Origin of the sequence: Bradyrhizobium sp., from assembly GCF_049519115.1 — a bacterium.
In the GTDB taxonomy this organism is placed as follows: domain Bacteria; phylum Pseudomonadota; class Alphaproteobacteria; order Rhizobiales; family Xanthobacteraceae; genus Bradyrhizobium.
Window position 1 is genome coordinate 87,045 of record NZ_JBEKRB010000014.1, and the last position, 21,688, is coordinate 108,732.

At 62.1% G+C, this 21,688-nt stretch carries 24 protein-coding genes, 1 tRNA gene and 1 riboswitch; of the genes, 14 read left to right on the forward strand and 11 right to left on the reverse strand.

Translation table 11 applies throughout. The features are described 5' to 3' along the window. Positions 1-301 precede the first annotated feature (301 nt). The 7 genes from ABSE61_RS13520 (at position 302) to ABSE61_RS13550 (ending at position 6,346) form a co-directional block, all read left to right on the forward strand. Positions 302-1,498: an aspartate aminotransferase family protein gene (locus ABSE61_RS13520; protein WP_423871620.1), complete on the forward strand. Its 1,197-nt coding sequence runs from the start codon at positions 302-304 to the stop codon at positions 1,496-1,498. Continuing rightward, positions 1,495-2,433, forward strand: a complete 939-nt coding sequence (gene argF, locus ABSE61_RS13525; protein WP_423871621.1) for an ornithine carbamoyltransferase — start codon at positions 1,495-1,497, stop codon at positions 2,431-2,433. Before ABSE61_RS13520 ends, argF begins: the two co-directional genes overlap by 4 nt. Positions 2,434-2,620: 187 nt before the next feature. Beyond that, the gene (locus ABSE61_RS13530; RefSeq protein WP_423871622.1) at positions 2,621-3,634 is read left to right on the forward strand and encodes an Hsp33 family molecular chaperone; all 1,014 of its coding nucleotides are present in this window, start codon (positions 2,621-2,623) and stop codon (positions 3,632-3,634) included. Positions 3,635-3,711: 77 nt separating this feature from the next. Continuing rightward, the gene (locus ABSE61_RS13535; protein ID WP_423871623.1) at positions 3,712-3,924 is read left to right on the forward strand and encodes a hypervirulence associated TUDOR domain-containing protein; all 213 of its coding nucleotides are present in this window, start codon (positions 3,712-3,714) and stop codon (positions 3,922-3,924) included. Between the two features lie 35 nt (positions 3,925-3,959). Next, on the forward strand, positions 3,960-4,493 hold the full coding sequence (locus ABSE61_RS13540) for a DUF488 domain-containing protein (protein ID WP_423871624.1): 534 nt from the start codon (positions 3,960-3,962) through the stop codon (positions 4,491-4,493). Positions 4,494-4,643: 150 nt separating this feature from the next. Next, a complete protein-coding gene (locus ABSE61_RS13545; RefSeq protein ID WP_423871625.1) occupies positions 4,644-5,312 on the forward strand; it encodes a caspase family protein in 669 nt (222 codons plus the stop codon). Beyond that, positions 5,309-6,346: a hypothetical protein gene (locus tag ABSE61_RS13550; protein WP_423871626.1), complete on the forward strand. Its 1,038-nt coding sequence runs from the start codon at positions 5,309-5,311 to the stop codon at positions 6,344-6,346. Before ABSE61_RS13545 ends, ABSE61_RS13550 begins: the two co-directional genes overlap by 4 nt. 184 nt (positions 6,347-6,530) lie before the next feature. Here ABSE61_RS13550 and apaG read toward each other — a convergent pair whose 3' ends face one another. Beyond that, positions 6,531-6,923 carry a Co2+/Mg2+ efflux protein ApaG gene (apaG, locus tag ABSE61_RS13555; RefSeq protein ID WP_423871627.1) on the reverse strand — a complete coding sequence of 131 codons (393 nt, stop codon included), beginning with the start codon at positions 6,921-6,923 and terminating at the stop codon, positions 6,531-6,533. Positions 6,924-7,127: 204 nt separating this feature from the next. Between apaG and ABSE61_RS13560 the strand changes: the two genes are divergently transcribed. From ABSE61_RS13560 to ABSE61_RS13570, 3 genes are read left to right on the forward strand one after another with little or no spacing between them, the layout of a single operon-like run. Continuing rightward, complete coding sequence (locus ABSE61_RS13560) at positions 7,128-8,393, forward strand: OpgC family protein (protein WP_423871628.1); 1,266 nt, start codon at positions 7,128-7,130, stop codon at positions 8,391-8,393. Next, a complete protein-coding gene (locus tag ABSE61_RS13565) occupies positions 8,390-9,172 on the forward strand; it encodes an SGNH/GDSL hydrolase family protein (protein ID WP_423871659.1) in 783 nt (260 codons plus the stop codon). The genes ABSE61_RS13560 and ABSE61_RS13565 overlap by 4 nt, the downstream gene beginning before the upstream one ends. Positions 9,173-9,190: 18 nt before the next feature. Next, positions 9,191-10,294, forward strand: coding sequence for an SGNH/GDSL hydrolase family protein (locus tag ABSE61_RS13570; RefSeq protein WP_423871660.1), 1,104 nt, complete (start codon positions 9,191-9,193; stop codon positions 10,292-10,294). Between the two features lie 172 nt (positions 10,295-10,466). On the opposite strand, the gene ABSE61_RS13575 is transcribed toward ABSE61_RS13570, so the two are convergent. Beyond that, positions 10,467-11,687 (reverse strand): O-succinylhomoserine sulfhydrylase, encoded by a 1,221-nt coding sequence (locus tag ABSE61_RS13575; protein ID WP_423871629.1) that lies wholly within the window; start codon positions 11,685-11,687, stop codon positions 10,467-10,469. A gap of 68 nt (positions 11,688-11,755) precedes the next feature. Beyond that, positions 11,756-11,835: riboswitch (SAM riboswitch) on the reverse strand. 90 nt (positions 11,836-11,925) lie between these two features. Between ABSE61_RS13575 and ABSE61_RS13580 the strand changes: the two genes are divergently transcribed. Next, entirely contained in the window at positions 11,926-13,032 is a 1,107-nt protein-coding gene (locus ABSE61_RS13580) for a 2'-deoxycytidine 5'-triphosphate deaminase (protein WP_423871630.1), read from the forward strand. Between the two features lie 6 nt (positions 13,033-13,038). Here ABSE61_RS13580 and ABSE61_RS13585 read toward each other — a convergent pair whose 3' ends face one another. From ABSE61_RS13585 to ABSE61_RS13610, 6 genes are all read right to left on the reverse strand, one after another. Continuing rightward, on the reverse strand, positions 13,039-14,379 hold the full coding sequence (locus tag ABSE61_RS13585; RefSeq protein WP_423871631.1) for a PQQ-dependent sugar dehydrogenase: 1,341 nt from the start codon (positions 14,377-14,379) through the stop codon (positions 13,039-13,041). Positions 14,380-14,509: 130 nt separating this feature from the next. After that, positions 14,510-14,929 carry an SRPBCC family protein gene (locus tag ABSE61_RS13590; protein ID WP_423871632.1) on the reverse strand — a complete coding sequence of 140 codons (420 nt, stop codon included), beginning with the start codon at positions 14,927-14,929 and terminating at the stop codon, positions 14,510-14,512. A gap of 11 nt (positions 14,930-14,940) precedes the next feature. After that, positions 14,941-15,300, reverse strand: coding sequence for a VOC family protein (locus tag ABSE61_RS13595; protein ID WP_423871633.1), 360 nt, complete (start codon positions 15,298-15,300; stop codon positions 14,941-14,943). A gap of 58 nt (positions 15,301-15,358) precedes the next feature. Next, entirely contained in the window at positions 15,359-16,201 is an 843-nt protein-coding gene (locus ABSE61_RS13600) for a helix-turn-helix transcriptional regulator (RefSeq protein WP_423871634.1), read from the reverse strand. Between the two features lie 173 nt (positions 16,202-16,374). After that, the gene (locus ABSE61_RS13605) at positions 16,375-16,953 is read right to left on the reverse strand and encodes a methylated-DNA--[protein]-cysteine S-methyltransferase (RefSeq protein WP_423871635.1); all 579 of its coding nucleotides are present in this window, start codon (positions 16,951-16,953) and stop codon (positions 16,375-16,377) included. Between the two features lie 364 nt (positions 16,954-17,317). After that, complete coding sequence (locus tag ABSE61_RS13610; RefSeq protein WP_423871636.1) at positions 17,318-17,707, reverse strand: nuclear transport factor 2 family protein; 390 nt, start codon at positions 17,705-17,707, stop codon at positions 17,318-17,320. Between the two features lie 130 nt (positions 17,708-17,837). On the opposite strand from ABSE61_RS13610, the gene ABSE61_RS13615 reads away from it, so the two are divergent. Together ABSE61_RS13615 and ABSE61_RS13620 are read left to right on the forward strand one after the other, a co-directional pair. Further along, a complete protein-coding gene (locus tag ABSE61_RS13615) occupies positions 17,838-18,428 on the forward strand; it encodes an NADPH-dependent FMN reductase (RefSeq protein ID WP_423871637.1) in 591 nt (196 codons plus the stop codon). Positions 18,429-18,497: 69 nt separating this feature from the next. Next, a tRNA-Gly gene (locus ABSE61_RS13620) sits at positions 18,498-18,571 on the forward strand. Between the two features lie 19 nt (positions 18,572-18,590). Here the strand turns inward: ABSE61_RS13620 and ABSE61_RS13625 are convergent. Together ABSE61_RS13625 and ABSE61_RS13630 are read right to left on the reverse strand one after the other, a co-directional pair. Continuing rightward, positions 18,591-19,028: a nuclear transport factor 2 family protein gene (locus tag ABSE61_RS13625; RefSeq protein WP_423871638.1), complete on the reverse strand. Its 438-nt coding sequence runs from the start codon at positions 19,026-19,028 to the stop codon at positions 18,591-18,593. Further along, positions 19,025-20,314, reverse strand: a complete 1,290-nt coding sequence (locus tag ABSE61_RS13630; protein WP_423871639.1) for an MFS transporter — start codon at positions 20,312-20,314, stop codon at positions 19,025-19,027. The genes ABSE61_RS13625 and ABSE61_RS13630 overlap by 4 nt, the downstream gene beginning before the upstream one ends. Positions 20,315-20,487: 173 nt before the next feature. Here ABSE61_RS13630 and ABSE61_RS13635 point away from each other — a divergent pair, with 173 nt between their 5' ends. Then, entirely contained in the window at positions 20,488-21,192 is a 705-nt protein-coding gene (locus tag ABSE61_RS13635; RefSeq protein ID WP_423871640.1) for a DUF1223 domain-containing protein, read from the forward strand. Positions 21,193-21,253: 61 nt separating this feature from the next. Here the strand turns inward: ABSE61_RS13635 and ABSE61_RS13640 are convergent, their stop codons facing one another. Next, positions 21,254-21,604, reverse strand: coding sequence for a RidA family protein (locus tag ABSE61_RS13640; protein WP_423871641.1), 351 nt, complete (start codon positions 21,602-21,604; stop codon positions 21,254-21,256). Positions 21,605-21,688 lie beyond the last annotated feature (84 nt).

A 21,688-nucleotide genomic window follows, 5' to 3' on the forward strand; every position in this document is an offset into this window, starting at 1 on the left:
GGCGTCTTGAGGGTCAGTACTACCGCACGAGATGTCGTATCCGACGAGGCAGAAGCTACAATATGGCGTGACTCCCGCGCAAGAGTCGACGCGACCGCGTCCACATGTTCCGTCGTTTTGGGCCTTGCGTTGAGGTGTTTCTGTGACACCGGAGATTTACGGACCGGCCCGTTGACACCAATTGCCGCGCGCATACAATGGCTTCCACGTGCCGCCTCGAAAAGGTGGCACGTTTTGTTTTATAGTCCGATTTGCATCGCCAGTGCGCGCAACGCGGCCGCTCTAACGCTCAGTGATCATCATGACGTCGCATCTGCTTCCGGTATTCGCCAGGGTCGATCTCGGCTTTACGCATGGCGAGGGCTGCTGGCTGATCTCAACCAACGGCGAACGCTATCTCGATTTCACCTCGGGCGTCGCGGTCAACGCGCTTGGCCACGCGCATCCGCATCTGGTGAAAGCGCTTCAGGAGCAGGCGACCAGGCTCTGGCACATGTCGAACCTGTTCAAGAGCCCCGATGGCGAGCGGCTGGCGGCGCGCCTCTGCGAGCACAGCTTTGCCGACTTCGTTTTCTTCTGTAATTCCGGTGCCGAAGCGATGGAAGGCGTCATCAAGCTCGTGCGCCACTACCACTTCTCCAAGGGGCATCCCGAACGCTATCGCATCATCACATTCGAAGGCGCCTTCCATGGCCGCACGCTGGCGACATTGGCGGCGACCGGCACGGCGAAATACCTCGAAGGCTTCGGCCCTCCGATGGACGGTTTCGACCAGGTTCCGCATGGCGATCTCGAAGCCGTCAAGAAGGCGATTGGCCCGCACACCGCCGGTATCCTGATCGAGCTGGTGCAGGGCGAGGGCGGCGTGCGCTCGGCGCCGTCTGGCTTCATCAAGGCGCTGCGCGCATTGTGCGACGAGCACGGGCTCTTGCTCGCCTTCGACGAGGTGCAGACCGGCATGGGCCGTACCGGCGATCTCTTCGCCTATCAGCGCGAAGGCGTTGAGCCTGATTTGATGTCACTGGCAAAAGCTCTCGGCGGCGGTTTTCCGATCGGCGCGGTGCTGGCCACTTCGGAAGCCGCCTCCGGCATGGCGCCGGGCTCGCACGGCTCGACCTTTGGCGGCAATCCCCTGGCGGTTGCTGCCGCCAATGCCGTGCTCGACGTCATTCTCGAACCTGGCTTCTTCGACCATGTGCGGAAAATGTCGCTGCTGTTGAAACAGAAGCTCGCTTCCGTGGTCGATCGCTATCCGACCGTGCTTTCCGAAGTGCGCGGTGAAGGGCTTCTGATCGGCGTCAAGGCGGTGGTGCCGTCAGGCGATCTCGTGACCGCGCTGCGCGAACAAAAGCTGCTCACGGTTGGCGCCGGCGACAATGTCGTGCGGTTCCTGGCGCCGTTGATTGTTTCAGAGGCCGAGATCGATCAATCGGTGCAGTCGTTGGAGCGCGCCTGCACGGCGCTTGCGGCTCGCCGGGAGAAGGCGGCCGCGCAATGAGCAAGGCGCTACGCCATTTTCTCGACCTCAACGAGCTTCCGCTTGCGGAGTTGCGCGAAGTGCTCGACGCCAGCCTTGCCATGAAGGCCAGGCTGAAGGCGCAGCAGAGCGGCGGCAGAGAGGCCGACAAGCCGCTGAAGAACAAGACGCTGGCGATGATCTTCGAAAAGCCATCGACGCGCACGCGGGTGTCGTTCGACGTCGGCATGCGCCAGCTTGGCGGCGAAGCGATCATGCTGACGGGCGCGGAAATGCAGCTCGGCCGCGGCGAGACCATCGCCGATACCGCGCGCGTGCTGTCGCGCTACGTCGACATCATCATGATCCGGATTCTTAACCATGATGCGCTGCTGGAGCTTGCCGCACACGCCACCGTGCCCGTCATCAACGGGCTGACGCGTCGCTCTCATCCCTGCCAGGTGATGGCGGATGTGATGACGTTCGAGGAACATCGCGGCCCGATCCAGGGCCGCACCGTGGCCTGGACCGGCGACGACAACAACGTGCTTGCCTCCTGGGCGCATGCGGCGGAGCGATTCAAGTTCAGGCTGAACGTGGCGACGCCGCCGGAGCTTGCGCCCAACAAGACCATGCGCGACTGGATCAAGGCGACGCAGGCGCCGATCATGCTCGGCAACGATCCCGAGGCCGCCGTGCGCGGCGCCGATTGCGTGGTCACCGACACCTGGTTCTCGATGGGCGACAAGGACGGCGAACACCGTCACAACCTGCTGAAACCCTATCAGGTCAATGCGCGGCTGATGTCGCTCGCCAAGCCCGATGCGTTGTTCATGCATTGCCTGCCCGCCCATCGCGGCGACGAGGTCACCGATGAGGTCATCGACGGCCCGCAATCGGTGGTGTTCGACGAGGCCGAAAATCGCCTGCATGTGCAGAAGGGTATTTTGGCCTGGTGCCTTCAGGCGGTGGGGTAGGACGAGTTCCTGTCGTCCCTGCGAAAGCAGGGACCCCTACCCGCGTGATCGCTGGATATGGCATAGCGTTGGAGCCCGTTGTCGTAACGAACACCTGTGGTTATGTCCCCGCGTACGCGGGGACGACTCGCGGCGATACGCACAAAAGCCTCTTTCTTTCTGCACCATTCGACCCCAGATAAGCGCCATGACCTCCAATTCCCCCGACATCAAACTGAAAGAAACGCCGGTTCGCGCGCCCTCGCATGTGCCGGTTGACGACGCGGTGCTGCCCTTCGAGGTGGCTTCACTCGATCTGCGCGGCAGGCTGACCCGGCTCGGCCCCGGGCTCGACGATCTTCTCGCCAAGCATGACTATCCGCCGCCGGTGGCCAAGTTGCTCGGCGAAGCGATCGTGCTGACGACGCTGCTCGGCTCGTCCCTGAAATTCAACGGCCGCTTCATCCTGCAGACGCAGACCGACGGTCCGGTCTCGTTTCTCATCGTGGATTTCCAGGCGCCCGATCGCCTGCGCGCCTATGCGCGGTTCGATGCCAAAGAGATCAAAGAGGGCCAGGATTCAGGCCGCCTGCTCGGCAAAGGTCATCTGGCAATGACCATCGATCAGGGGTCGGATATGAGCCGCTATCAGGGTCTGGTCGCGCTCGATGGCGGCAGCCTGGAAGATGCCGCGCATGAGTACTTCCTGCGCTCGGAGCAAATTCCGACACGGGTGCGGCTTGCGGTCGGCGAGGAATGGCGGGGCGGCGAGGGTGGCGCACGGCGGCGCTGGCGTGGCGGCGGCATGCTGCTGCAATTCCTGCCCAAGGCTCCCGAGCGCGCGCGGCAGGCTGACCTCGATCCCGGCGATGCACCGGAGGGCGCAGAGACGCACACCGTTGCCGAGGACGACGCCTGGGTCGAAGGCCAGTCGCTGATCTCGACCGTCGAGGATGTCGAACTGATCGATCCTGATCTTTCCGGCGAGCGGCTGCTTTATCGGCTGTTCCACGAACGCGGCGTGCGGGTGTTCGCCCCGCTGGCCTTGCAGGCAAAGTGCTCGTGCTCGCGCGAGGCGGTATCTGGGATGCTCAAGAGTTTCGAGCCGCAAGACCGCGCCGAGATGGTCAAGGACGGCAAGGTGGTCGTGACCTGCGAGTTCTGTTCGTCGGTCTATGAATTCACGCCGCAGGAAGCGGGCGTGGAAGAGGGAGCCGGTTAGCGTGCATACTCGTAAACCCGGACCGATTTTAGCCCAACGGCAGACATTCGCCGATCAGCAGCGGACGAGGACGAGCCATGGCCAAGACGTTCAAGGTTGGCGATCACGTGAGCTGGAATTCGGAAGCCGGCCGTGTACGCGGAAAAATCGTCAAAGTGCACAAGCGTGCCGTCAATTATAAGGGCCACATTCATCGCGCTACGCCGGATGAGCCGCAATACGAGATCAAGAGCGACAAGACCGACCACGTAGCACTGCACAAGGCCGAGGTGTTGAGGCGCCTCGGCTGACGGTCCGGCGCGAATGCGAAAGTACAGCGGCCAGGATGAGGCTTCCGTTTTTCACCATCGGTCATTCCTCGCGCCCGATGGGCGAATTTATCGACTTGCTCACTGCGTCGGAGATCGGCGTCGTCGTCGACGTCCGCACTATTCCACGCTCGCGGGCAAATCCGCAATACAATCGCGAAGCGCTTCCTGAGTCATTGTCGGGATTTCAGATCGCATATGAGCATGTCGCCGACCTCGGCGGCCTCCGCGCACGCGCAAAGGATATTGCGCCAGAGGTCAATGCCTTCTGGCAAAATCAGAGTTTTCACAACTACGCCGACTATGCGATGAGCGGCGGTTTTCGCTCTGGTCTCACGCGGCTTCGCGATCTGGGCCGCCTGCGGCGCTGCGCCGTGATGTGCGCGGAGGCAGTGTGGCGGCGGTGTCATCGTCGGATAATCGCGGATTATCTTGTCGTCGGTGGCGATCAGGTGTTTCATATTCTTGCACCGGGCAAGGTCGCAATAGCGAGCTTGACGACAGCGGCTCGGCCGGCGCCGGAAGATACGGTAACCTATCCGGCGCAGTGAACCTGCTGGCTCGAACTTGCGACTAACGGGCTGAATGGGTGTCCTGCCCGGCGAGGGCTTTTCGCTGATTTCGGTTGAAGGGCCCGAAAATCTCTCCCCGGCAGGAATGAGCTAACGGGAGCGGTCGATGTTACGGCCCCTGTTTTTTTATTGTTCGGTTTTTTATTCGTCATTTCTGCGGAGCCCGCGCGCGCGGAAAAGCGCGTCGCGCTGGTGATCGGTATCTCCAATTACCAGCGGGTTCCGCCGCTCGGCAATCCGTCCCACGATGCCGCAGCGATGGGCGCACCTTTCCGGAAAGCGGGATTCGATGTCGTTGACGACAAGCGGGACCTCGGGATTGTCGATCTGCGCCGGGCGGTCCGCGAGTTTTCGGAAAAAGCCCAGGATGCCGATATCGCGGTGGTCTACTACGCGGGCCACGGCATTGAAGTCGACGGCTTGAACTATCTCGTCCCCGCCGACGCCAAGCTGGCGCGCGATTTCGACGTCGACGATGAAGCGGTATCGCTCGATCGCGTGCTCAGGGCGCTCGATCCCGTCAAGCGCCTCAGGCTGGTTATTCTGGATGCCTGCCGTGACAATCCGCTCGCCGGCACCATCAAGAAAAGCGTCGCCACGCGTTCGATCGGACGCGGATCGGCCAAGGTCGAGCCGACGACGCCGAACACGCTGGTCGCATTCGCCACCAAAGCCGGCGCCGTCGCGGACGATGGCAGCGGAGAGAACAGTCAATACACGTCGGCGCTGGTCAAATACATCGCCGAACCCGGGGTGGATGTGCGGGTGGCCTTTGGCCGGGTTCCGACGAGGTGTTGAAAAAGACCAGCAATCGTCAGGAGCCGTTCGTTTACGGCTCGCTCGGCGGCGACAACCTCGCATTGGTTCCGCAGCCGACAAAGCCGCCGGATGCCGAAGCCGACGCACGGATCGATTACGAATGCGCTGCGCAAATCGGAACGCGGGACGTGTGGGATTCCTTCATCGAGAAACACCCCGCCGGCTTCTATGCGAACCTCGCGCGCGCGCAGGTGAAGAGGCTGGTTGCCGCGGAGCGATCCCAGACCGTGGCCGACAATGCGCGGCGTGATGCCGAGGAGCAGGCGGCGCGGGAGGCCGAGAAACTGCAGAGGCGCCCCGACGCGTCGGCGAAGACCCAGTCGAAAGAGCTGGAAGACGCCAAAAAGCAGGCCGAGTTGGCACAAGCGCGCGCGGAAGCTGCCCGGCAGGAGGTCGAGCAAGCCAAACGGCAGGCGGTCGAAGAGGCCAGGCGCCAAGTTCAGCAAGCCGTCAAACAAGCCAAAGGCTCGGCAAATGAAAATACCGAGAAGGTCGCTGCGTTGACATCCGGCCAGCCGGAGCTACCCGCGTCCGCTCCGAAAATCGGCCAGGCCGACATCGCGCGATTGTTGCAGGCCCATCTGAAACGGGTCGGCTGCAATTCGGGGAAGATCGACGGTGATTGGGATGAAGGCTCCCAGCGGTCTCTTGAACTCTTCAACAAGAACGCCAAAACCAAATTCGATACCAAAGTTGCCAGTCTTGAGGCGCTGGATGCCGTCCGCAACGAGGCCGATCGCGTGTGTCCGTTGATCTGCTCGAAGGGCGAACGCGCGGCCGGCGATCACTGCGTTCAGATCGGTTGCGCCAGCGGCTACGTTCTGGACTCCAGCGGTTCATGCGAGAGGCGGCGTCATGAGCCGGCTCCACGGCAGCGGTCGATGGCGATGAGGCCGCGTGCCTACGGTCCTGGTGCCTTTGCTCCTGCGTTAACGTCCGCCGCGCCGTTGGGAGGGAGCTGCGCGCTCGATTCCTCCGGCCATCGGCAGGGGAGCAGGTTTTGCAGAGATTGATGGCTGGCGATGCCAATTTCTGGATTTCAGAAACATGGAAGCGTGTGTGGGGGATCGAGGAGCCGCGGTCCCGGTCATCACCCGCGAAGGCGGGTGATCCAGTATTCTAGAGACCGGAGATGTTTAACCGATAGGCCTCGGCGTACTGGATACTCCGCTTTCGCGGCGTATGGCGGCTTCTCCGTCAGTTCAACACCCGCTTCGCCTCGGGGCTGTCGAGCGAAAAGGTCGGCACGTCGATCTCGAATTTCTCGCCGCTCTCGCTCACCATCTGATAGCGGCCGGTCATGAAGCCCGACGCGGTCGGCAGCGGAACGCCAGAGGTGTATTCGAAGCGCTCGCCCGGGGCGAGCACCGGCTGCTCGCCGATCACCCCTTCGCCGCGGACTTCCTGCTGGCGGCCGGTCGCATCGGTAATGATCCAGTGCCGCGTGCGCAGCTGTACGGTCTCGGGGCCGGAATTGGTGATGACAATGGTGTAGGACCAGAAATATTGCCGATTTTCCACGGAAGAACGCTCCGGGAGGAAGTTCGGCTCCACGGTCACTTCGATATCGTGGGTCACGGCGCGGTACATGCGGGCTCGATCGTATTGGCTGGTTGCGTCGTATTCTATCCGATCGTTTCCGCAGAACCAATTGTAACAGGACCGCCGCGCAGCCTTTTCCATCGCCGTTTCACCACAGTTAGGGGCTAACCGCGCCGTACCCTGTTTGGCCGGCCTGTGCTATCTTGCTGCAATGCTGGCCGAACGCATACGTTTGCCCGGGATGTAGGTGAAATGACCTCGGTTGCCGATCAAATTTCCGGACCGCCACTCGCGGCCGAAGCGGGAGTCGTGGCGCGCGATGGCTTGCTTGCGCAAGCAGGCGCGCCGGCGATTGCGCGCCCCGTGGCCGCCGAGCGCGAATTGCGGCTCGATCTGTTTCGCGGGCTTGCGCTGTGGCTGATCTTCATCGACCACCTGCCGCAGAATCTTCTGACCTGGCTCACCATCCGCAATTACGGATTTTCCGACGCCACGGAAATCTTCATCTTCATTTCCGGCTACACCGCCTCTTTTGTCTACGGCCGGGCGATGCGCGATGCCGGATTTATCGTGGCGACCGCGCGCATTCTGCGGCGGGTCTGGCAGATCTATGTCGCGCACGTCTTTCTTTTCACGATCTTCCTCGCCGAAATCTCCTACGTCGCCACTTCTTTCGAGAACCCGCTCTACACTGAAGAGATGGGGATCCTGGATTTTCTCAAAGAGCCTGATGTCACCATCGTCCAGGCGCTGCTGTTGAGATTCCGGCCCGTCAACATGGATGTGCTGCCGCTCTACATCGTGCTGATGCTGTTCCTGCCCTTGATCCTGTGGCTGATGCGGCGCAGCGCCGACCTGACATTGGGGCTGTCCGTCCTGCTGTATGCTGCGACCTGGGAATTCGATCTCTATCTGTCGGCCTATCCGAACGGCTTCTGGGCCTTCAACCCGTTCGCCTGGCAATTGCTGTTCGTGTTCGGCGCATGGTGCGCGCAAGGTGGCGCGCAGCGGATGTCGCGTATCCTGGCTTCGCCCATCACGCTGTGGATCTGCTTTGCCTACCTCCTGTTCTCCTTCCTGGTCACGCTCACCTGGTATGTGCCGCAGCTCAGCCATTTCATGCCGCGGCGACTCGAGCAATGGATGTATCCCATCAGCAAGACCGACCTTGACGTGCTGCGCTTCGCGCACTTCCTGGCGCTTGCGGCCATCACGGTGCGCTTCCTGCCCAAGGATTGGCCAGGCCTGAAATCACCGTGGCTGCGACCGTTAATCCTGTGCGGCCAGCACTCGCTTGAGATATTCTGCCTCGGTGTGTTTTTGGCCTTCGCCGGCCATTTCGTGCTGGCGGAGCTCTCGGGCGGGACGGGGTTGCACTTTATTATCAGTATTTCCGGAATCCTGATCATGTCGGCCGCGGCGTGGCTGTTTTCGTGGTACAAGCACTCTGCCGACAAGAGTGGATCCAAAGCCAAGGCCACCGGCGGCAACGCCGATTTGGCGGGAGGGGGGGCATGAAGTTCGTCTCAGGGGCAATCCTGAGTGTGAGCCTGCTGGCCGGTTTTCTGGCCGCTGCTTCCGTGCGCGCCGAAGATCCGCCTGCATCTGCGCCCGCCGCGTGCGAGGTTCCCGACTACCTTCTCTCCGGCGACAACGCGCTGCCAAAGGTCGCGGAAGCCATCAAGGCTAAAGGTCCGCTGAATATTCTGGTCGTGGGCAGCCGGTCATCGACCATTAGCTTGGCTGCGAATGCTTCGGAGGCCGCCGCCTATCCCGGCCAGATGCAGGCCGCCTTGAAGGCGAAGTTGCCGTCGAATGAGGTTAACGTATCCGTAGAAATACAGGCAAAAAAGACCGCGGAGGAGGTCGCGAGCGGCCTGGCGAAGCTGGTGGAAAGCAAGAAGCCTACTTTGGTGATATGGCAGACCGGGACCGTCGATGCTATGCGCTCGGTCGATCCTGACGATTTCCGCGCCGCCGTCGACGAAGGCGTTGTGGCCTTGCGGGATGCCGGAACCGACGTGATTTTGCTCAACCCGCAATATAGTCCGCGCACGGAGTCGATGATTTCCGCTTCACCCTACCTAGATAATATGCGTGTGGTAGCGCAGGACCATGAGGTTCCATTGTTCGATCGTTTCGCGCTGATGAAAACCTGGTCTGAGTCCGGAGAGTTTGACCTGTTCACGGCGGTTCATGGCGCGGACCTTGCAAAGCGGGTTCACAATTGCCTTGGGCGCGCGCTGTCGGAATTCATTATGGCCGCAGCTCATCCGAAGCCGGCTCAAGAGAATTGAGGAAGTCTGTCCTTGACGATGGTTTGGAGTGATCGCCGCCCTTTTTGCCAATCGACGCCGCTGGCTTTAGCCGCAGCGCTGATGCTGCTGGTATCGACCGTCACGGTGCCTGTTCGCGCCGATGCGACCCAACAGGCGACGCTATCCGATAACGCCAAATCCGATGGCATAAAGCCAGTCACGCCTGTGGTCGAAAAATCCGAGCAGGGCGCAGCTGCGGCCGACAGCGCCAACCAGGCGCCGCCAGCAAATCAAGCGCCGCCGGTAAACCGGACCCCAGACGCTCAAGCCCAGCCGGCCAATCAAACCCAACCCGTCGACCAGGCACAACCGAAAAGCCTGACCGACAAGGCAATCGAGAAAGTCAAACAGGTCGCGAGATCCGCCAGCGACATATTCAGCCGTGTGCCGTGCCTGTCGCCCAAGGGGGCTCCGAGGTCGGTGGGTTCGTTGCCGCGTGTCGCGCACAAGCTCGCCGCCGGCGAGCCGGTGGTGATCGTGGCTTTCGGTTCGTCCTCGACCCAAGGCTACGGCGCCTCCTCACCGGAGTTCACCTATCCCAATCGCCTCGCGGCGCAATTGAAGCGGAAATATCCGACTGCTGACATCACGGTTCTCAACCGCGGCAAGGGCGGCGAAGATGCGCCGGAAATGATGAAGCGGCTGCAGACCGAAGTGATCGACGCGAAGCCCGATCTCGTGATCTGGCAGGTCGGAACCAACGCCATATTGCGTAACCTCGATCCCGATGCTACGGCGCAGATGGTGCAGGACGGCGTCGGCCGCATTCAGGCCATGGGCGCCGATATCGTGCTGGTCGATCCGCAATATTCTCCGCAAGTGACCGAGCATCAAGAGGGTGCCAGCAAGATGGTCAGGCTGCTCAGCCGGGTTGGCCAGCTTCGCCATATCGGCGTGTTCCCGCGCTTCGAGGTGATGCGCCAGTGGCACGAGAATCAGGCGCTGCCGATCGACAGTTTCGTGATCGCCGACGGCCTGCACATGAACGACTGGGGCTATGCCTGCTTCGCCCAATTGCTCGGCGACGACATCATCCGCTCGGTCGGCCAGATCAAGCTCGGCATCAACGTCCCGAGCGCGCAGGCTAACCGGCCGATGTGAATTTTGAATCTCGCCATCGTCCCGGACAAGCGAGCATCGCGAGCGCGATCCGGGATCCATAACCATCGATATTTGCAACTAAGCGGGCTGTGGCCACAGCGACTCTAACAACGTCCACCTGTGGTTATGGGTCCCCGCTTTCGCGGGGACGACAGCGGGGAATGTGGCTGGTTCACGCCTTCTCCAGCGCCACCTGCAAGTCCTCGATCAGGTCGTCGGCATGTTCGAGGCCGGCCGAGAAGCGGATGAAGCCGTCGCTGATCCCGAGTTCGGCGCGCGCCTCCGGCGAAAGCCGTTGATGCGTGGTGGTCGCCGGGTGCGTGACGAGGCTCTTGGCGTCGCCGAGATTGTTGGAGATGCGCGCGAGCTTCAATCCGTTGAGTGTGCGGAATGCGCCTGCCTTGCCGCCCTTGACCTCGAAGCCGACCAGCGTCGATCCGGCGCGCATCTGCTTCTTGACGAGCGCAGCTTGCGGGTGGTCGTCGCGGCCGGGATAGATCAGCCGCGCGATTTTCGGATGCCGCGCCAGCGCGTCCGCGACCTTTGCCGCCGTGTCGGTCTGGGCGCGAACCCGGACCGCCAGCGTCTCCAGTCCCTTGAGCAGCACCCAGGCATTGAACGGCGACAGCGACGGGCCGGTCTGGCGCATGAAGTTGTGCAGATGCTCGGCGACAAAAGCCTCAGTTGAGAGGATCATGCCGCCCAGACAACGGCCCTGACCATCGATATGTTTGGTCGCGGAGTAGACCACGACATCGGCGCCGAGCAACAGCGGGCTTTGCCAGATCGGGGTGGCGAACACGTTGTCGACGATCAGACGCGCGCCGCCGGCGTGCGCGATTTCGGCGATCGCGGAGATATCGAGCACGTCGAGGGTCGGGTTGGTCGGACTTTCGAGGAAGCAGGTCCTGGTGTTCGGCCGCATCGCGCGCTTCCACTGGTCGAGATCGAGGCCATCGACCAGCGTGGAGGCAATGCCGTAGCGCGGCAGCAGATCTTCCACCACATAGCGGCAGGAGCCGAACATCGCCTTCGCTGCCACGACGTGATCGCCGGCCTTCAGCGGTGCGAGAATGGCGGTGGTCACTGCCGCCATGCCGGTTGCGGTGGAGCGCCCGGCTTCGGCGCCCTCGAGCTCGATCATGCGCCGCTCGAACATCGCAATCGTTGGATTGGAATAGCGCGAATAGATGTAGCCGGGGTCTTCGCCCTTGAAGCGCGCCTCGCACAACTCGGCGGAGTCGTAGACGTAACCCTGGGTAAGGAACAGCGCCTCGGACGTTTCGCCGAATTCCGAGCGGATGGTTCCGGCGTGAACCAGGCGGGTCTCGGGGCGGTAATGCGCGGTGGAAGCTGGCGTAGCAGACGCAGACTTGGATGCAGACTCGGACATGTGACCTCCTGACCGTCCCTCGAAAACGGTCATAAAAAAACCGGCCTGGAAAAATCCAAAAGGCCGGGATCACACTGTCCCCGGCCTGTTTAGCGACTTATTTAACGTGGCTGCAAGCCGGCCGGCTCAAATCACCACGGGATAAGTCATGCTGATATTCCCTCGCACCCTTTCCGTCAAGGCGGCCATCGGATAACCGGTAAAAGCCCTTAATTTTCGGCATTAAGGATCGTATCCCGTGAGTTTTACGCTTCCGCCCGGCGCCAACGGCATCCTGCCCGACCGCATGATCGCGGCGATGGCGGATGCGGGCCTGATCCTGCCGGCCTATCCGTTTGTCGAAAGCCAGATCCAGCCGGCGAGCCTCGATTTGCGTCTTGGCGACATCGCCTACCGGGTGCGGGCGAGCTTTCTGCCGGGCCCCGGCGCCACCGTGGCCGAGCGCATCGACGAGCTGAAACTGCACGAGATTTCGCTTGCCGATGGCGCGGTGCTGGAAACCAACTGCGTCTATATCGTGCCGCTGCTGGAATCGCTGGCGTTGCCGCCGGAGATCGTTGCCGCCGCCAACCCGAAGAGTTCGACCGGGCGGCTCGACGTTTTCACCCGCGTCATCGCCGACGGCACACGCCGCTTCGACATGATCGGCGCTGGTTATCACGGCCCGCTTTATGCCGAGATCAGCCCGAAAACCTTTCCGGTACTGTTGCGCGAGGGATCGCGGCTCTCACAGGTGCGGTTCCGCACCGGCGAGGCGACCCTCAACGCCGGAGAACTCGGCGCATTGCATACGCTGGAAAAGCTGGTCGACGTCGATGACGCCGATCTCGCCAACGGTGTTGCACTCAGCGTCGATCTCTCGGGCGAGAAGGCCAGCGGCTTCGTCGGCTACCGCGCCAAGCGCCACACCGGGGTGGTCGATATTGATCGCCGCAGCGGTTATGCCGTCAACGAGTTCTGGGAAGCCATCGCGGCGCGTCCGGATGGCAGCCTCATTCTCGATCCCGGTGAGTTCTACATCCTGGCCTCCAAGGAAGCCGTTCAGGTGCCGCCGGACTATGCCGCCGAGATGGTGCCCTTCGATCCGCTGGTCGGCGAATTTCGCGTGCACTATGCGGGCTTCTTCGATCCCGGCTTCGGCTATGCCGGCGCCGGCGGCAAAGGTTCGCGTGCGGTACTGGAAGTGCGCTCGCGCGAAGTGCCGTTCATTCTCGAGCACGGCCAGATCGTCGGCCGCCTTGTCTACGAAAAAATGCTGGGACGGCCAAATGCGATGTACGGTCAGCGCATCGGCTCGAACTATCAGGCGCAGGGCTTGAAGCTATCCAAGCATTTCAAGGTCTGAGCTTCGTCACCGCTTGGCCGGCGTGACGCGCCAGACCGCGTTGCCGACATCGTCCGCGACCAGCAGCGCGCCATGGGTGTCGATGGCGACGCCGACGGGGCGGCCCTGCGCCTCGCCGTCGCCGTTGACAAAGCCGGTCAGGATATCGCGCGGCTGGCCGGAGGGCATGCCATTGGTGAAGGGGACGAAGATCACCTTGTAGCCGGCACGCGGATTGCGATTCCAGGAGCCGTGCTGACCGACGAAAGCGCCGTTCGCCATATCAGGCGGAAACAGCTTAGCCGTATTGAAGGCAAGTCCGAGCGAAGCGGTATGGGCGCCGAGCGCGTAATCGGGCGCAATCGCCTTTGCAACGAGATCAGCACGCTGCGGCTGGACGCGGGCATCGACATGCTGGCCGTAATAGCTGTACGGCCAGCCATAGAACGCACCGTCCTTCACCGACGTCATGTAATCGGGCACGAGATCGTTGCCGAGTTCGTCGCGTTCGTTGACGATGACCCAGAGCGCGCCGCTTTGTGGCTGCCATGCCGGTCCATTCGGATTGCGCAGGCCTGACGCAAAGACGCGCCATTTTCCGCTGGCGCGATCGACTTCGAGCACGGTGGCGCGGTTGGTTTCGACCTCCATCCCGTTGTCGCCGATGTTGCTGTTGGAGCCGACGGTCGCATAAAGCTTGGTTCCGTCGCGGGACGCGACGAGGTCCTTGGTCCAGTGATGGTTGAGGGTACCTCCCGGCAGGTCCGCGAGCTTGGTTCCCGCCGCGGTGATTTTGGTGTCGCCGGTGCGGTAGGGAAATTTCACGATCGCATCGGAATTCGCGACATAGAAATCGTTGCCGACGAGCGCCATCCCGAACGGCGAATTCAATCCCTCGAGGAAAGTGGATTTCGTTTCCGCAATGCCGTCACCGTCAGCGTCCCGCAACAGCGTGATGCGGTTGGCGCTCGTCGTACCCGCGCCGGCGCGGCCCATGACCAATTTCGTGATCCAGCCCTTGATGCCTCTATTCTCGTCGGGGCGTTCCGGCGCGTTGGTCTCAGTCACCAGCACATCGCCATTCGGCAGGACATAAACCGTTCGAGGATGATCTAGTCCGTTGGCAAACGCATTGACCACCATTCCATCGGCTGCAACCGGCTTGCCGCCGGCGGGCCAGCCAATGGCCTTGGCGACGTTGACGGTCGGTATCAGCGATTTTTCGGGCTCGACCAGCGTCGGCTTGGAGCCGAAGGTTTGCCCGACCGCGGCGGTTTCCTGATCGTTGCAGCCGGCCAGCGTCAAAGCGAGGCTCACGGCAAAGGCCGCAAGCAAACGATTCCTGAAATGCGAAAGAGCGTTGCGCATACTGTCCTCGCCTGTGGCGTCACATGAGCCGCGGCAGGATATTTAGCACGGAACGCGCGGCGCTGCGGTGCAAACCGACCGATCGTGAAGACTTGAACGGTGCCGGCGGCAGCGCTTCCCGTGAGGAAAATCACACGGAAGCGCGGTCCGGGCTCGCCGTTGCGAGCGTCTTCTGCATCGCGACGGCCGCGATGTCCATCTGCTCGGAGATGTAGGGCGCGATCTCGTTCGGCAGCACGTCGACGATCCAGATGATCCGGCTTCGGCCATCGTCATCGCCTAGCACTTGCACGGACCCGTTATAGTGACTGACGCGTTCGCGGCCGGTGATGGCGTAGGCCAGGCGGCGCCGCGCGTCGTCGCAATCCACGAACTCCTCTCGCACCACATTGCCGTTGTGGAAGGTCACGATGCGGGCGTTGCCGTCGAGGCGGCAGTCGGTGACAAAGCCCGGATTCAGCCGCTGGTGCACGGCGCCGAAATCGCGCACCGCATCCCAGACCGTATCGGGATGCGCGTCGATCGGAATGTCCTTGTAGATCGAGGCCATGGATCGCTTCCTTATGTGCAAACCGCCTCGACATTATTGCCGTCGGGATCGATCAGGAACGCGGCGAAATAAGTCGGGCTATAATCCTTGCGCGGGCCCGGCGCGCCATTGTCGCGGCCACCGACTTTGACGCCCTCGCTGTGGAATTTTCCGATTGCGGCATGATCGGGGGCGCGGAAGGCGATATGGGCGCCGGTGCCGGCATCGCCTTGGTGCAGATGCAGCCACAGCGCCGGCTCGCCCTTGGGCCCAAACCCCGCGCCGCTCGCGTCTTTCGTGCACAAGACGTAGCCGAGCGGGGCCAGTGCGGCGACATAGAAGCGAATGCTGGCGTCGAGGTTGGCTACCCTGATCCCGATATGATCGTACATGATCGTCTCCATTCATGGTTTGCGGGCGCAAGCCCGCAAGTGATGAAGACGACCCTAGTCAGTGCAGCGCGTCGCTCGCTTGGAAAATCTTGCGCATTCCCCGCGCAGCGTCGCGGAAGGCGCTTGGGGAGAGGCCGGCGGCGCGGTGAAAGGTGCGCACAAAATTGGAGAGGTCAGCGAATCCGACATCGTAGGCGACCTCGGTAATGGCGATGTCCTCGTCGGCCAACAGCCGCGCCGCATGGCGCAATCGCGAGCGCACCAGATATTGGTGTGGCGTGACGCCGAGCACATTCGCAAACAGCCGCAGAAAGTGGAACGGGCTGATGCCGGCCTGGTTTGCCGTGGCATCGAGGTTGATCTGGCGATGCGAATTTGCCTCGATCCAGTGCGCGGCTTCCACCGCCCGGCGGCGATGGCGTGCCTTGACCGCGACCGGCTTGTGCGTTCGTCCCGAGGCCGTCTCGACAAAGCGGCTGGCAAAGAGATGCCCGATTTCGTCGAGGCCGATATCGCTGCGGCCGACGGCTGCGGCCTGGGCCAATTCGCCGAGCACCATCAATTCGGGCAATGGCGGTGCGGCGCCGACCCGCCACGCCTCACGCCGGTCGCCGATCGTTTCGACCAGTTCCGGCTCCAGGAAGAACGACAGGCACTCGTCGCCACAGACGTGGTGGTCGTGGCTGCAGACATATTCGTCGCCGGGAAAGCCGACCAGCACGGACCCTGTCACCAACTCGAACGTCCGGCCGCGGCTTTGGCAGCCGAAGCTGCCCTTTCGCACATAGGAAACGGAGTGGCAGCCGAACTGCTCCGTGAACGGCTTCTCGCCGGGGCTCGCGGTGCAACGGAAATCCGACACCGAGATCGAGCGGTGCTTCAGCAGGGGCGTCCTGATCATTTAGTGGTCCGATTCTAACATTTGCATCCCCGTCCGGCACGCACTTTTGCAAATGTTAGAATCAAAGGACCACTAGCGAATACAGGTTTCTAGTGGAGCCTTGGATTTGACATTCGCTTTACGAGCTCGCGGTCAATACGGTAGCGAATGTCAAATCCGCTCCACTAGTAAAATTAGCCGGGCAGGCGTGGCGGGGCAATCGGAAGCAGCACGTCCATCAGCGTCTTGCTGCTGGAACTCACCGCTCCCTCGATCGACAGCAGCCTTCGTTTGGAAATCAACCCGCCATGGGGCGACATCTGGTCGGCAGAGCCGCCCGTCTCCAGCGCGCGATGACAGGGAACGATGACGACAAAGGGGTTGTGGAGGAGGGCGTGGGCGACCGAGCGCACCGCGCTCGGAGTTCCGAGCTTGGCGGCGACCTCGTTGTAGGTACGGGTCTCGCCGTGGGGAATCCGCCGGATGAGCTGATAGACGCGCTGATCGAAAACGGGAATGCCGCCCATATCGAGCATGACGTCGGCGAAGTCGGCCATGCCTCCGCGCAACAGCGCGACAACGCCTTCGATCGCGGCTTCCGCATTAGGCGTCGGCCGCGTTTCGCGGGCTTCAGGATAAAGGTGGAAAAGCCGCCGGCGGGTGTCGATCTCGCGGGCCTCGGGAAGCTGCACCCCGACAATGCCCGCTTCGCCCCATGCGATGGCGCAACGGCCGATTGCCGTGTCGAAAATGGTGTAGGCCCGCCCCAGCATGCTCAAGTCCCCAACAACATCATACCACCGTCACAAACGGCTGCACATGAAAAATGCAGTTTCGGTTAAAAACGCCGGGGATAGCGTGACGTGGCCGCCGGCTCGAAGCGCGCATTCATCGCTCTGCCGCGGAAGACGGCTTCCTCACGATCAAGGGGACGCGGCGAAGCAAAGAATCCACAAGTTTCGCTTGCGCGTGACTGCGGTACACACGGCTATCACCTTCTTTTCAATTCTTGCGTGACCGATGCTTTGCTAGACGTCTCGCACCGGACTCCCCCGTCCGGGACAACCCGGCAAGGCCGTCGAGCATATCGCTCGGCGGCCTTGCTGTTTGCGCCGGGCTGCCTGACGATCTTGCCAATTACGAAGAAGCGCCCGCTCGCTCAACGAGATGCGCACGCGAGGGTGAAGGGTCAAACCGATCGGCGAAATATTGCGTTTCGTGAACCACCTGTCCTTCGTGGAATTCCATGATGCTCACCGTGTAAGACGGTACGCCATCATAGGTAAGGATGAATTCGGTGACCCAGAGATCGCCGCTGCCGATCATGCGCTGGACCGTAAAACGTTTTTTGTTGGGCTGGACGGTCCGGCTCTCCTGAATGTTGTGCCGGCCGCGGATCCGCTCGCCCGATTGCGGATAGTCGAGCACCGCATCTTCGCGGTAGATTTCATGTTCGACATTGAAATCGTTGGCGTCCGAAGCGTCCCAATGGCGCTCCAGCGCAAGGCGCACGGTTCGATCGTCCATCTCACCCTCCTTCTCTCGCTTGCTTAACGAAACCATACCGGACATTTCGTCCTCAATCGGGGTCGCGACGCCGAGCGCATGCCTTGATATAATCGGCTTCGGCCGCGAGGGGAGCCGCTGAGGGACCGTCATGAGCAATCGAATCCTCATTTTTTATGGCTCCTATCGCTCCGACCGGATGGGCATCCGGCTTGCCAAATTCGTGGTGGAGCGGTTTCGCCGCCGCGGCGACGATGTCGAACTGATCGACGCCAAGGCGATCAACCTTCCGATGCTCGACAGAATGTACAAGGAGTATCCGCACGGCAAAGCTCCCGAGCCGCTTGAGCGCCTGGCCGGCAAGATTCGCGACGCCGACGGCTTCGTATTCGTCACCGGCGAATATAATTGGGGCGTGCAGCCCGGACTGAAAAACCTGACGGATCATTTTCTCGAGGAATGGTTCTGGCGCCCGGCCGCGATCGCAAGCTATTCGGCGGGACGCTTGTCCGGCGCGCGTGCCTCGACGGCCTGGCACGGTACGCTTTCCGAAATGGGGATGGTGGTGATTTCAAGCACGATCGCCGTCGGTCCCATCGGTCATACGCTTGACGTCGATGCTGCGCCCACCGGCGAAGCTGGCAAGGCTCTCGAAGGGGCATTTCCGCGCTTTGCCGATGATCTGACGTGGTGGATCGAGGCGGCAAAGCTGCAACGGCAACGCAAAGCCCCGCCGTATTGATCAAGCTTGCCGCATGGGTGCGGGGCGGCATATAAAGCGCGTTCCGGAACCAGTCACCCGAAAGGGTTCGCGGGCGTAGTTCAATGGTAGAACGGCAGCTTCCCAAGCTGCATACGAGGGTTCGATTCCCTTCGCCCGCTCCAAACTGTCCTCAGCGCAGTTTCAACCCGGCTTCACATTCAATCCGCTCTCGCCGGCGATGTCGTGCGACAGCCGGCGCGATTTGAATTTCCAGCCTTCTTTAGTTCTCACCACCGTGTCGTCATAGGTGCCGGCCACCGCGATGGCGGGGCCGGTTTCGCTGTCGCGCACCACCAGAAAGTTCGAGACCACTTTGGCGCTGTCGCCGGCGAGCTCGATGACGATGTTGGCCGTGAAGTGTTTGCGGCGTCTGCCGGGTGCGGGTTCGGGCACGAGACCACGCAGCAGGCGCTCGATGCCTTCCGGTCCCGTCGCCTGGCTGTTGCGCGAGATCCATTCGCCGTCCGCCGTGAACAAGGCGGCGAACTCGCCGAGGCGAAAGCCGTCAAGCAGGAAGCAATAGCGCGCGAGCAGCTCGCGGATCGCGTCTTTGTCGGCGAGGGTATTCAGGTCATTCATGGCGCGGCCTTGTAAGCGAGTTCGGTGCTGTTTGTCTCCGTCTCCGGTGCGATCGGGTCGCGCGTGAAAATGAGACAGACGCTGGCGCCGATGAGAAGCAAAATACCCGCCACCAGGAACGCGTAGTCGTAATTGCCCGTGCCGGAGACGACGTAGCCGGTGACGATTGGGGCAGCGACGCCGACCAGATTGCCGCCAGTGACCAGAATGCCGTTGGCGCGGCCGATATTGGCGGGGTTGCGCAGGAGATCATTGAGCAATGCGATATTGAGCCCGACCGCGCTGCCGATACAGGTCAGCGAGATCGAGAACACCGTCAGTATCAGCGCGGTGTCGGTGATCCACGGCGTCAGCAAAATACCCGATGAGCACAGCATCATGGTGGCGACCAGCGTGCGCCGCCGTCCGCTTTCGACCGGCGCGCCGCGCAGCAGGCGGTCGCTCAGCCAGCCGATCAGGATGGTGCCGGGCACCGCGACCGCGTAGGGCACCGCGGTGTAGAAGCCGCTCTTGAGGATGGTCAGCCCGCGCGTCGCCTGCAAATAGGTCGGCAGCCAGGTCAGGAACAGATACACCGTGTAGACCGCACAGCCCTGCGCGACGAAGGTGCCCCAGATCGAGCGGCATTTCAGCAGCGCGGAAACCGGTGCCGCCGTGCCGGGGATGGTGTCGCCGCCGCGCTCGCTAAGAATCTTGCGCCGTTCGTCCTCGCCGATGAAGGTCGCGGTTTCCGGCTGCCGGAAGTAGACCAGCCACGCGATCAGCCAGACAAAGCCGAGCGTTCCCGCCACGAAGAAGCCCATCCGCCAGCCATAGGTCGAGACGATGAAGCCCATCAGGATCGAGCCGAGCGCGGGGCCGGCATAGCCGCCGCAGTTGAACACGGTGGTGGCAAGACCGCGCTCGCCGGCCGGCATCCATTCGCGGATGGTGCGGGCGCCGGCCGGGTAGGTCGAAGCTTCGCCAAAACCCATCAACAGGCGGTTGAAGAAGGCGACGCTGAAACTCGTGCTCATGCCGGTGAGTAATGTTGCGATCGACCAGATCGCCATGCCGCTGGCGGTCGAGACGCGCGTGCCGGCGCGGTCGACATAGATGCCCCAGGGAAGCACGAAGACCAGGTAGCTCCACAGGAAGGCCGAGAACAGATAGCCGAGTTCGATGGTCGAGATACCGAAATCCCTGACGATCTGCGGCGCCGATACCGACAGCACCACCCGGTCGATGTAATTGATGGTGCAGGCCGTAAAGATCAGCACGTAAATGAGTATTCGCCCCCGGCCCATCGCGTTCCCCCCGTTATTCTCAGGCTCTTGTTAGTTGCGGACCTTAGCCGGACGGCGGGCCTTGTTCCAGAGCTTGGGCGTCCGCCGGCTTATTTCGTAACCGTGAAAGCCGCCGCGCGTAACAATGTGCGTCGTCCTAGCGAAATGGGAGCAGTCGTCAAAGGAGGATCACCATGTTGTCGCGCCTCGTTTTATCGCTCGGATTACTCGCCGGCCTGTCGCCGGTGGCGGCGAATGCCGCTGAGCGGCCCGTTGTCGTCGAACTCTTCACCTCGCAGGGTTGCTCGTCCTGTCCGCCGGCCAATGCCTATTTGAACGAGCTGTCGCGGGGCCGCCGCGACGTGCTGGCGCTCGCCTTCCATGTCACCTATTGGGATCGCCTCGGCTGGAGGGACCCATTCTCGATCGAAGCCGCGACCGACCGGCAGGGCGTGTACGGCCGCCGCTTTGGCGACGGGTCCTATACGCCGGAGATCGTCGTGGACGGCGCAGCCAGCATGGTCGGTTCCGACCGCGGCGCGGTGGGACCTGCGATCGAGAACGCCAAGCGCGCTGGATCGACCGCTGCTGCGGTCAATGTGACGAAAAACGGCGAGCAGGTGTCGATCGAGGTTGGCGCCGGTTCAGGCAAGGGGAGAATCTTGCTGATCGGCTTCGATCACGAGCACACCACCGCTATTCCCCGCGGTGAAAATGGCGGCCGTACGCTGACCGAAGCCAATGTGGTCCGTTCGATCCGCATCGTCGGTCAATGGTCGGGCGCAGCGTTGCGCCTCAACGAGCGCTTTCCGGAAGGACAGGACGTCGCGGTCGTGCTTGAGGCGCCCGATGGCCGGATCATCGGCGCCGGCCGTTTGGCGGCTGATCGTTCGACCTGATGAATCAAAAGGGCGGGATGACCTCACATCCCGCCCTTTTCGTATCGCAAAGTGTTCGCAACTACTTCGCCGCGATGACCATGATCTCGACACCGTATTTCGGCGCAGCGAGCTTGACCTCGACGGTCGCGCGCGCCGGCGTGTTGCCCGGCGAGACCCAGGCATCCCACGCCGCGTTCATCTCGGGAAACGTCTTCATGTCGGTGATATAGATCGTGGTGGTCAGGAGCTTCGATTTGTCGGTCCCGGCTTTCTTCAGGTGGCCGTCGATGATCGAAAGGATTTCCTGCGTCTGCTTGGTCACGCTTTCGCCGGCGGTCGTGTTGGCCACGATGCCCGCGAGATAGACGGTGTCGCCGTGCACGACGACCTGGCTCATGCGCGGTCCGGCTTCGATACGTTGAATGGTCATGTTGAACTCCCGTGGATGACGCTGCGACTTAGCCCGGCTGCGCGCTGATCGCTACTGCCTTATTACAGCGGAGGCCTGCGAAGA